This window comes from Mesorhizobium sp. M0663 (assembly GCF_040320585.1).
Classification (GTDB): domain Bacteria; phylum Pseudomonadota; class Alphaproteobacteria; order Rhizobiales; family Rhizobiaceae; genus Mesorhizobium.
The window spans coordinates 31721-41707 of sequence record NZ_JAMYPX010000035.1 but is presented as its reverse complement, the minus strand read 5'-3'; the positions used below and the strand labels follow the sequence as shown (position 1 = coordinate 41707).

9 protein-coding genes are annotated in these 9987 nt (G+C 57.8%); 7 read left to right on the top strand and 2 right to left on the bottom strand.

Annotated features, from left to right (window positions below; genetic code table 11):
- Nucleotides 1-987: 987 nt before the first annotated feature.
- On the bottom strand, nucleotides 988-2136 hold the full coding sequence (locus NKI54_RS31685) for an ImmA/IrrE family metallo-endopeptidase (RefSeq protein WP_352693560.1): 1149 nt from the start codon (nucleotides 2134-2136) through the stop codon (nucleotides 988-990).
- Complete coding sequence (locus NKI54_RS31680; protein ID WP_183465383.1) at nucleotides 2133-2432, bottom strand: hypothetical protein; 300 nt, start codon at nucleotides 2430-2432, stop codon at nucleotides 2133-2135. The genes NKI54_RS31685 and NKI54_RS31680 overlap by 4 nt, the downstream gene beginning before the upstream one ends.
- Before the next feature lie 187 nt (nucleotides 2433-2619).
- Here NKI54_RS31680 and NKI54_RS31675 point away from each other — a divergent pair, with 187 nt between their 5' ends.
- The 7 genes from NKI54_RS31675 to NKI54_RS31645 all read left to right on the top strand — a co-directional run bounded on the left by NKI54_RS31675 (nucleotide 2620) and on the right by NKI54_RS31645 (nucleotide 9976).
- Nucleotides 2620-2916 carry a hypothetical protein gene (locus tag NKI54_RS31675; RefSeq protein ID WP_183465384.1) on the top strand — a complete coding sequence of 99 codons (297 nt, stop codon included), beginning with the start codon at nucleotides 2620-2622 and terminating at the stop codon, nucleotides 2914-2916.
- A 5-nt stretch (nucleotides 2917-2921) separates the two neighbouring features.
- The gene (locus NKI54_RS31670) at nucleotides 2922-3377 is read left to right on the top strand and encodes a hypothetical protein (protein WP_192250289.1); all 456 of its coding nucleotides are present in this window, start codon (nucleotides 2922-2924) and stop codon (nucleotides 3375-3377) included.
- 104 nt (nucleotides 3378-3481) lie between these two features.
- Nucleotides 3482-3925 carry a Mov34/MPN/PAD-1 family protein gene (locus NKI54_RS31665; RefSeq protein ID WP_352693557.1) on the top strand — a complete coding sequence of 148 codons (444 nt, stop codon included), beginning with the start codon at nucleotides 3482-3484 and terminating at the stop codon, nucleotides 3923-3925.
- Nucleotides 3895-5256 carry a ThiF family adenylyltransferase gene (locus NKI54_RS31660; RefSeq protein WP_352693555.1) on the top strand — a complete coding sequence of 454 codons (1362 nt, stop codon included), beginning with the start codon at nucleotides 3895-3897 and terminating at the stop codon, nucleotides 5254-5256. The genes NKI54_RS31665 and NKI54_RS31660 overlap by 31 nt, the downstream gene beginning before the upstream one ends.
- A gap of 330 nt (nucleotides 5257-5586) precedes the next feature.
- Nucleotides 5587-6855, top strand: coding sequence for a metallophosphoesterase family protein (locus NKI54_RS31655; RefSeq protein WP_183465388.1), 1269 nt, complete (start codon nucleotides 5587-5589; stop codon nucleotides 6853-6855).
- The gene (locus NKI54_RS31650) at nucleotides 6856-8955 is read left to right on the top strand and encodes an ORC-CDC6 family AAA ATPase (RefSeq protein WP_352693552.1); all 2100 of its coding nucleotides are present in this window, start codon (nucleotides 6856-6858) and stop codon (nucleotides 8953-8955) included.
- On the top strand, nucleotides 8948-9976 hold the full coding sequence (locus NKI54_RS31645; RefSeq protein ID WP_352693550.1) for a hypothetical protein: 1029 nt from the start codon (nucleotides 8948-8950) through the stop codon (nucleotides 9974-9976). The genes NKI54_RS31650 and NKI54_RS31645 overlap by 8 nt, the downstream gene beginning before the upstream one ends.
- The last annotated feature ends 11 nt before the right edge of the window (nucleotides 9977-9987 follow it).

Genomic DNA, 9987 nt, shown 5'->3' with positions numbered 1-9987 from the left:
CGATGATGGCTCATACTGTCGCTCATAGGATTCTCCGCATGATTCATGCTGAAAATGAGCGATCAACCGCCTGCACGCTACGTGGGGATGCCTACGCGCTTACACCTTATCGAGCAGTGAAGGAAATGCATCGCACATTGCGCGGCGAACGTGCTCCGCAGGGATTTCCGGCAGAAGCTCTTGGTTGCGGTCGGGCCGAGCAAGGGGCGAGCTTCTTGCCGGGCCTGCGCCAACACCAGAGTGAGTTCGGGGCGGAGACAAGCTGTAGAACCTCGCCTGCTTCGAATGCTTCCCGTAACGACACGAAAACTCATTCCCGACCGCCTGTGCCGATGATCTCCGGGGATACGCCACGACGCCTGCTTGATTTATGCGGGAGTCTCCCGACTACGTTGCTAGATGGGTAGCACGCCACAACTTGAGACGGTTTTGATCGAGATGATTGTCCAAGCTGCAGATTTTCCGCCGGCCAGCTTCGATTCCGTAGCAGGCGACTGCGCCGATAAATCTGGAGGCCGAATGCTCTTCAATGTTCGCGTTGACAGCCATGTGGATGTTCAGCGAGTTGCGCCCTCGCGAGCAAATCTGACGAGGGAATGACTCCTTTGCTTTTTTCTGCTGTTGGATCGTACGGGGACGTCGATCAAGATCATGAGGTGCGGGTTGAGGACTACCCGTTGGTAGTCTCCATCGCCGATTGGGCCAATCAGCCCCTTCACTCGCAAGCCATTACCAGCGTCAATGTCGAGGTTACCCTGCTCCTGGACTCTGTCGCATCGGAAGCACGGCCGGATTAGCTGAATTGCGGACTCAGCCGATGTTAGCGGGGCCTACGCGTTATGAACGGGCCCGCACTCCTCCTGCTGCTTTGTGCATTCCACACTGCCTTTTTATGCGACTTTCGAAGCACAAAGCATGAACATGGAGGTCGCATAGGTGCTTTGACGGTCGACTGCTCTGGGGCCACTTTCGCGCCACCAATAGAAATTAAGTCGGAATTAGAGCCATCTTCACCTTGCCCCGACCAATCAGCTTGGAGAAACGACGATAGTCCGAATGTTCGAACCGCCAGCGGCCGGCGGCAATCGCGGGATGCACGCCAGCTTTCTGCGCCGCCTGCAACACCTCCTCCGTGCTGCTGCCCCTGTCGATCCCCTTCCACATGGCAGGAGGGATAAGAGCGTGCCGTGCAAACGAGTCCGCCTCCGCTTCGATGGTTTCCGAACTCGCCACATCCAGATCGTCCAGAATAACCTGTCGATCAGTGCTCAAGTGACGAACCACATGGGCGAACTCATGCAACAGCGTAAACCAGAAATTGTCCAATCGATCGTGACGCAAGGTTAGTGCAATCACCGGAACACCATCGCTGCGGCACATCGCTGCCCCGTCGAGAAATGTTCCCGGCAGGTGCTCCAATATGACCAATATTATTCCCATACGATGTAGCGCAGCGACGATCTGATCCTGCCAGTCAGCCAACAGGCTCAGCTGTGCCAGTTGCCGCGCCGCTTTCTCTTGATCGCCGATCTTAGTTTTTTTGACATTTATCTTTTCTGCACGAACTAATACGGCTGCGCACCATGCTTCGAGTGCCGTCATGTCCGTCTTGGCGTTGGTGCGCTCAGTCCTGGTCTTGCGCAACATGGCGATTGCCGGAGTAGAGGCCTTCGAACGCGATAAGAAGCCGGCGAGACTCTCCTTCGTTTTCATCACGCCAAGCGTACGAAGCTTTCCTTCGGCTGCTATCGAGGTATTCGACGAGCCGGCCGCAGGCTCGTGCTTCGACGAGCCAATCAGCGAAGTGACGGGAATGCTTAGATGCTGATGTAGTGCCCTGATCTGATCGACCGTGGGCTGTCGCTGACCGTTGAGTATCTCGGATACGCGCGATTTACTTCCAAGGTATGGAATCAGATCGCGTTGTGACAATCCCTCCTGCGCCATGCGAAACTTGATCGCTTGGACAGGCGTCGGTGCCTCAATGGGATGCCGGGATCGTTCCCAGCGTTCGATGACGGCCTGCAGCACTTCGAGCTCGTCGCGGTCTTTCGGGCTTTTGTGCCCGAACAGCGCAGTGGCACGCTTGAGTGCCGATTGGTAGTCTTCCTCACTGCGTATAGGTCGAACTGTCATGTCACCTTGCTCCCTGCCTTGGTCGTGGCGCGTGCCCCAGTAGTCGCGCCCGCATATTCGATGAGAACTATCTGCGCCTCGCAGTCAGCGACGAGATCGACCCGATAGTCAGCGTTGAGTGGGATTCGGACCTTGATGCCTTTGATCAGGGCTGACGGATAAAATTCCGCGATTTCAGCCATCGAACGCCATGACCCGGCCTCAAGTTCGGCAACGAGCGCCGGTACGGCTCCATCAAGGTCGCCACGGGTACGACGCGCAAGTTCGCGCAATCTCGATATCCCTATCAGCTTCATGGCAAACCGCGGCTCCAATACAAAATGGTTCCCAAATGTGGGACGACTATTGCACTTGACCTCACGCTATGCCATATCGGAATTAGTGGTTCCCGGAAGTGGGACTAACATGCAACGACGCTGGGGCCAAGGGGTTTGCTCCGCCCTCCCCTGCGCAGATTCGGGGCGACAACAATGGAGTTGGCGAATGTCTCAGGACAACAAAAGCCCCGGCGAGAATTCGGGAAAGGATCATAACGACGACGATGTCGTGCTCGAGATCGCAACGCCGAACGGCGTATTCCGCGGCACGTTCGACAAGAACGAAAAGGTGGAGAAAGTGATCAAGGAAGTGGTGAAGGACCGCGACCTCGCCGAAGGCGACGCCTTCGAGCTCTACTACGGGGACGTCCACCTCGAGCCTGTCAACCGTCCGCTGGTGAGCTTCGGGCTCAAGAAGGGCAGGTACAAGTTGACGCTGGTCGCCACTGGTTCCGGGGTCTGATCGTCATGAGCACCCCCGCTGCCCTGCTGGTGAAGGTTGAACTCGACGCGCTTAAGGAGAATGCCAGCCTTATGGGCTGGTCGATCGAGCAGATCGATGACCTGACCTTCGTCCTCGGGCTCCCTGCTAAGGACGGCTTGACCTACCACCTGCGCGTGAGGTGTGACGGCTATCCTGCCACACCTCCTGCCTGGCACTGGTTCAACCCGGCGACCGGCAGGATCGACAACCGGCCGGATACGCCGCGCGGCGGCAATTTCCTGCACGGTAACGGCGTGATCTGCGCGCCATGGAATCGCCTCGCCTACAAAACTGTCGATTCCCGCGGACCGCATTCGGATTGGCAGATCGGCGCCTGGCAGAACAACGCATACACGAGGGCGTGCCGCACCTTGGGTGCCATGGCCCTGCGTATCGCCTGCGAACTGATGAAGAGCTACGAAGGCAGGCTGGCAGCATGATCCCCGGTTGGCTCAAGCGTGTTCTCGGCCGAAAGCCAAAGAGCATTGCAATTTCGCCACAGCCGGCCAGGTTGCTGGTGACCACGGATGCGCTCCAAGACTTGATGGCCGCGCTGGTCCGGTCTCAACAGCAGCGGCATGAGGGGATCGCCTATCTGCTCGGCCGGACCGACGGTGCCGTCACTCTTGCCGTAGCGGTCTTCGCGCCGGAGGCGCGGACGACGGCGGGCAGTTTTCATGTTCCGCCTCGCGCCATGGTGTCCTGCATGCAGGCGGCGGCGCGGTTCGAGTTGCAGGTGGTAGCCCAGGTCCACACCCATCCGAGCCAAGCCTTCCATAGCGATGGCGACGTCGAAGGCGCCAAGATCCGTTACCCGGGATACGCCTCACTCGTGCTGCCTGATTATGGACGGTTTCTACCCTCGCTGGCTGGCGCCGCCGCCTATCTGTGGCAGAAGCCGCACGGCTGGATCGAGCTTTCGGACGACGACATCATTATCATTCCGGCAGGCGGGCCATGGACCAGCAACAGTTTTACGACCGATTGAACGATCGCATGCTTCGCTACGGCGCGTCGCCACTCGACCAAACGCAGGTCGTCGCGATCACCGCGTCGCCCGATTACCTCGCCAGTTACGATGGGCAAGTGGCAGCGCTCGTCGCCTGCAACCTGTTGGGACGGCTGTCACCCTCGGTGCAGGTAGGCTTCCCGGACATACCTATCCACCCGCGCCTTCCATGGGCCGGCCGTTCGCTTGTCGAGCATGCCCTTGATGGAATGAGAGCCGCCGACTCGTTCGGCAGCTACGGCACACGCCAAGTGACCGCAGGCGATTTTCGCTTCCATCTCGGACCCGACGGCCACAACACTGTGATCCACGGCTCTGGGTGGAACGCCTACATTGGTCCGGGGCCGTCGCCGCTATCCCCGATCGAATCGGATGTCGGAATAGGCGCGGCGCTGGCCGTGGTATTGGGTGCCGCGCATCTGTTCTGCACCCGCTTCGGCGCCATGACCGAGTCCTTCACCTGCAACGCTTGGGATTGGACCGATGTCCCCAAGCGGGTGGAATTCTCCCCAGTCGAGGTCTCGCTAGGCCACGTCATGACTGCAGGGCTCGGCTCGGTGGGGTCCGCCGCCAACTACTTTCTGGCGCTTGCGACGAGGGACTTCCGCGCAAGCCTCATCGATCACGACGGGATCGGAATCCATAACATCACCCGCTCACCCATCTTCACAGATGCCCATGCTAAGGTCGACATGGCCAAAGTCGACGCCGTCGCCGCCTTTCTGCGCCGAGCCGGTGTCGAGGACGTAGCGGTCGACGCGGTCGCCTTGCATGAGTCCGCGCTCTGGAGTCTCCGTCAGGCCGGTTCGACGGACATTCTGATCTCGGCCGCCAACGAGTTCAACGTGCGCTACCATATCGAGATGGGGTTCCCTCCGATCCAGTTCTACGCCACCACGGGTCGGAATTGGCAGGCGACCTTGATGCGGCATGTACCCGGAGCGAAAGCGTGTTCGCTCTGCGTGTTCCCGCCCGACGAGAAGTACGCTCCAACTACGTGCGCCACAGACGGGTCCACCGCGTCCCAGACGACGGTCGAGGAAAAGCGCACCGACGCGGCTCTGCCCTTCCTCTCCTTCGCCGCGGGTCTAATGACCGCAGCAGAGGTTCTCAAGCTAAACGCTCCCGGTTACCCGTTCTCGGCCGAACGAGTAATGCTTGGCCTCAAGGGCCGGCCGCTGTTGATCGGCACGCCGATTCCGCATCGTACTGGCTGCCTATGCGAGGGTCGTGACAAAAGCGTGCACAAAGCCGCAGTCGCGGGCTCGCGCTATGTTGTGTTCGTAGGCCAGGCGGAAGTCGGGCGATAGCCGCAGGAGCTCGAGGACCAACCGTCAAGAAATGAGCTGGGCCGATGGACGGCAACGGGATCTTGTGAAAAGCGGGCATTTTGGTCCGGGAGCGATGTCCACCGAGCCTCTCGGATAGACCTTCAAGAACGTGACGGGCTGCAAGTTTCCACGAGTTCTCGTTGATCCGTTCGCGGAGGCTCGATTCTTAGGGGAAGGCGGTATTGCTAGGGCCTTACCCCAAACCGCAACGTCGTTCGCCTCTTGCACTGAGAGAGTTTCAAGTTCCCGCCTTGACGTTGCAATGCACCGACAAGAACGATACTGCAGTCTTCGGGAGGGGGACATGCAGTGCTACCAAAAATTCGGCTTCTGCAGATCGGCGACATCCACCTAGTTTCCAACGCTGGCAATAAGGCCTTCGTGGACGATAAGGACACAACGTTTCCGCTGAACCTGAAGAACATCATATCGCGCAGCCCAATAAAGACCGTCTTCCGGCGCATCTTTGAGATCATAAAGGAACAAGATATCGATGCCGTCCTTTTCATGGGCGACCTGACCGACTATGGCAAGCTTGACGGCTACGCGGCCTGCGCAAACTACATCGCCAGTGCGCTGCAGATCGGGTCAAATGGCCTTTTTCGCGATATCCCGGTCGGGATTGTTCCCGGAAACCACGACATCAACCGCACTCTTGCCCTTAAACCAGGCATTAGTACCAAGTTCACGCCACTGGTGGAGGCCTTAATCGCGGCGGGGCTGCCCGCCTTGCCGATCAACAAGGCGATGCATCGATCGCTCGAAAAAGAGAATGCTCGCATAGAGCTTTTTCTTCTCAACAGTTGCTGGGGCTGCGGCGAAGAAAGCTACATTCCGCCCGAGTTTCGCTTCCAGATTGCCGAGGCAATTAAAACTGTCATGAGCGGGCCTGATTCGGACGCCGCGATGCGGGCTTACTACGATCGCCAGTTGGACACTCCTGCGATCTCCGAGGAAACGATCGAGAGTGTTGTAACGAAAATGGAAGCCCTATCGGGGGGCGCCATTCCGGTGCTCGTCGCCCACCACAATTTGCTTCCGCAAAGGCGGCCGCGTCTTGCGCCCTATACCGAACTCGTCAACGGCGGTGCGCTGCGTGGCGCTCTCGGAGAACTCGGGCGGCCGGCGATATATTTGCACGGCCATATCCATGAGGATCCAGTCGAGGTTTTGCAGCTTCCGGGCGGCTTCCCCGTTGTCTCGATCAGTGCCCCTGACATTCCGAAGGGCTTTAATTTGGTCGATATTCTTTTCGGCGAGAACACGGCTCCGCTTGCCTGTCACATCACTCCCTACCGGGTCGACAAATCAGGGATCTTGAAGCGGGAAACCGCCATATCGATCGCCCTTGGGCGTAGACGCAGCTCCGATCGCAACACCGGTATTATTTATGGAAAGGTGCTGGAAGTGGGGCAGATGTATTGGCCAGAGCTGACAAAACATTTTCTGAACGAGGCGAACGGCTTGGATGAACGACGACTGACGATCATCGTCGAGGAGTTGCAGGCTGAAAGTAGTATCACGATCGACAACTACGATCTTTCGCCGACGCATTGGATTTTAAGAGCGGAGAAGTAGGTGGCAGCCGTCGTGAACCCTTTCCGACCGACGCGGTGGGAGCACGAGAGCTCCGGCTCTCCCCTAATATGGTTTACGCCGACCGCGGCACATTTGGCCGCCGACAAATCGGTGTTCGTTTATGGAAGCCGGGGCAGCGGCAAGACTACGCTTCTTCGGAGCATTTGCTGGGAGGATCTGTTCTCCAATCCTTCACTGCGAATCCAGAAGACCATCTCGGACTTCAACCACATTGGCGTCTATATACGCCTGCCGGATCATGTTTCGGGCTCGATGGGCTATATGCGCTGGTCCGAGATCTTTCCGGACTCACCGCGTCCTGATTACGAGTTCTTCCGCTTCTATTCCCTCGCGCTCGAATTAATTGCCGTCGAGAAGGCACTTTCTGCAGCCCATACCTTACGCGTCGAGGACGTCTTGACGCTGTCGGCTGGCAGCGAGCTTTCAATTGTCGCAGACACGACGGCGGAGTTTCCAGAAATCTTGTCCTTCACAGAGCAGCCCCCAAAGACGTTTGTCGACCTTTCGCGAGCGCTTCGCAATATGGTCAGGCGAATGAACGAAGCCTGCGGCCGCGGTTACGTCAAGAGTCTGGTCGAAAAGCTTCCGGTCCGCGAGCCGCATGAACTTCTTTCCTTCGTGATCGAGCGTCTGTCGCAATCCATGGCCCACAGCAAGCTTACCTGCGGCCAGAGGCTCGGCTTTAAGTTTTGCCTCGACGATTGCGAGGTGATGAGCCCGCTTCAGAGAAAATCGGTGAATACGCTCGTGCGCAAAAGCAGATTTCCAACCTCTTGGGTCATTTGCTCGGTGGGCGAGGCGGTAGAGGCAGGCGAGACTTTCATCGATGAACAGCCTTTGACCGACGCTGATCGCCGTGTCGTATCGCTCGACGACAGAGACCGGCCAGAATTCCAGGCGCTCTGCGAGGCGGTCGCCAGTCTGCGGGTGTATTTCTCTTTGAGGCAAGATCGACGCCCCCCGGTGACGGGTTCTGAGGTCGAGCGCTATTTCTCGCTCAAAGGCCGGCTCGGGACGATTGTAGTGAACGACATCATCGAAACGATGATATCGCGCTCGACTAGCCCGCTTGCACGGCAGCTTCGCGAAGCTGCCGAGTTCCTTCATGGCCTGGATCTCGGTCAATATGGGCTTGATCGTACTCCAGCCGGAGCTCTCCCTTACTATCAGACCTATGTGCTTTGGCACTGGACTGGTCAAAAGGAGAATTTCTCGCCGATCTCGCGACCTGAGGATTTCAGTAGGATCTCAAAAAACGCAAAGGCGATGAAAGCCAAAAGCCAGCAGGCCTGGATACGGCGCAAGAGCGTCGGTGCAATGCTCCATATTGCAAACCGGCTCGGCTTCCGCAGATTGCCGATGTCTGGGGTGGGTGTGATCACGTCGCTGGCCGACGGCTCGATCCGCGACTTCTTGGAGATCATGGCCGAGATTTTCGACCGCTTTTCGAAGGACCGCGGCTCGCTTTCGGCCGAAGAAGTCCTGGAGAAGTTTGCTCGCTCGAGAACGAAGATTGCTGCCAAGACTCAGACTGATGGCATTTATGCCTCTAGCGAGGCCTTCTATGACGGCATCGGAATTCTTACCGACTCCAATGCCGAAGCAGTGATGCGATTCATCACGGTTCTCGGGCGCCTAACGCATCATCTCCAAGCGAATTTCGAAGATCCTTCGTCGCTGGCAACGACCGAGCGCGGCCTTTTCTTCATTGACCCAGCTCATAGCTACCCGGCAAACGCCACCCAGATTGAGCTTATTAACCAGATCATCCATCGCGCCGAATTGTCAGGGTATTTACGCGCTACGACATCAAAGCGGAGGGCGAAGTCCGGAGAGGACGATGAGGCTCCGAAGATCTCTGGTTTCCGGCTGCATCGACGCTTCGCGCCTCGCTTTATGTTCTCATACCGGGGTGCCTACGAACCTGTGAAACTGACCGAGGACATCCTCTACCAGATCTGCATCGGCTCACCTGAGGTCGACGCGGATGATTGGGCAAAGCAGTTCGCGCGACGACCGAATTCGAGCTCACAGCTGACGCTCCCCCTGGCTCACGAGGTTCCGAGTTTCGATGATTGACGAGATAGCGATCGGGACGCTCAGCATATCGCAGACGATCCTCAAAGATCACAGCATCCTGCGCGAACAATACGATCTCGTCATCGCGGCTGTCAGCTGGGAGAGCCGCTGCCACGCCTGTAGCCCGCTTCTCTCGGGGCGCAGCGACGAGAGTTTAATTATCCATTTCGCATCGTCTGATACCGAAATGGAGAGCCGCAAGAGCGGCAATCGCGCCACGATTGAGGGCGCGATGGCCGACTGCCGGATTTTAGATCTGGAACGGTCTGCACAATTTACAGACAACGCTGAGAAGATAGAGCAGGAGATTTTCGGGGTCGCGCGCAAGAAGGGCCACGCTCTCCGGGTGCTGATGGACATGACGTGCATTCCAAAACGCTATTTGCTTTTTTTGCTCGGATTGGGATTCCGTCGCGAACTGTTCACCTCTATCGACCTTGTCTATGCGGAGGCTGAGAAGTACGAGATGCGGGCCGCACAGATCGATGTCGCTGGCAAACCGCTTGGGCTGATATCAGAAGGCGAATGGACGACGTCGCAAATTCCCTATCTGGAGTCGGAAGACTACGTACCGGATCGGAGAAATCTCTATATTTCCGTTGGTGCCGAGCTCACTCAGGCGAGTCCCATCGTCGACCGTTTTGAGCCCAACGGCTTGGTGCTTTATCACATTACCGAAGGGCATCGCAGATTGCCTTCGTCGGTGATCGACCGGGAGCGGCCGGCGCTTCAGCAACTGGCGGCTTTTCCTGGCGTCAGGCAGGAGCAATTTGAGCTTCACGAAATTGCCGCTGTCGCCCTCAGCGTCCTTCAAAACCGTTCAGCCGGCACTACTTGTTTTGCGATCGGTCCCAAGACTCATGCTGTCGCATTCGCGATTGCGGCGCTCGCCGATGACCAGATTCAGGTCGTCTGCCGGACTCCAACGACCTATGTCGTGAATGAGGTGAAGGCTTCTGGGAATATCTATTTCTATCGCATCAACGACCGCTTCGATCCCGCCTCGTTCTGGAGCCAATGAAAGCGGCGAGC

Excerpts from the sequence above, each read along its gene's own strand:
- NKI54_RS31680 (WP_183465383.1), bottom strand. The coding sequence starts at position 2,432 with ATGAAGCTGATAGGGATATCGAGATTGCGCGAACTTGCGCGTCGTACC.
- NKI54_RS31675 (WP_183465384.1), top strand. The coding sequence starts at position 2,620 with ATGTCTCAGGACAACAAAAGCCCCGGCGAGAATTCGGGAAAGGATCAT.
- NKI54_RS31685 (WP_352693560.1), bottom strand. The coding sequence starts at position 2,136 with ATGACAGTTCGACCTATACGCAGTGAGGAAGACTACCAATCGGCACTC.
- NKI54_RS31665 (WP_352693557.1), top strand. The coding sequence starts at position 3,482 with ATGGCCGCGCTGGTCCGGTCTCAACAGCAGCGGCATGAGGGGATCGCC.
- NKI54_RS31670 (WP_192250289.1), top strand. The coding sequence starts at position 2,922 with ATGAGCACCCCCGCTGCCCTGCTGGTGAAGGTTGAACTCGACGCGCTT.
- NKI54_RS31660 (WP_352693555.1), top strand. The coding sequence starts at position 3,895 with ATGGACCAGCAACAGTTTTACGACCGATTGAACGATCGCATGCTTCGC.
- NKI54_RS31645 (WP_352693550.1), top strand. The coding sequence starts at position 8,948 with ATGATTGACGAGATAGCGATCGGGACGCTCAGCATATCGCAGACGATC.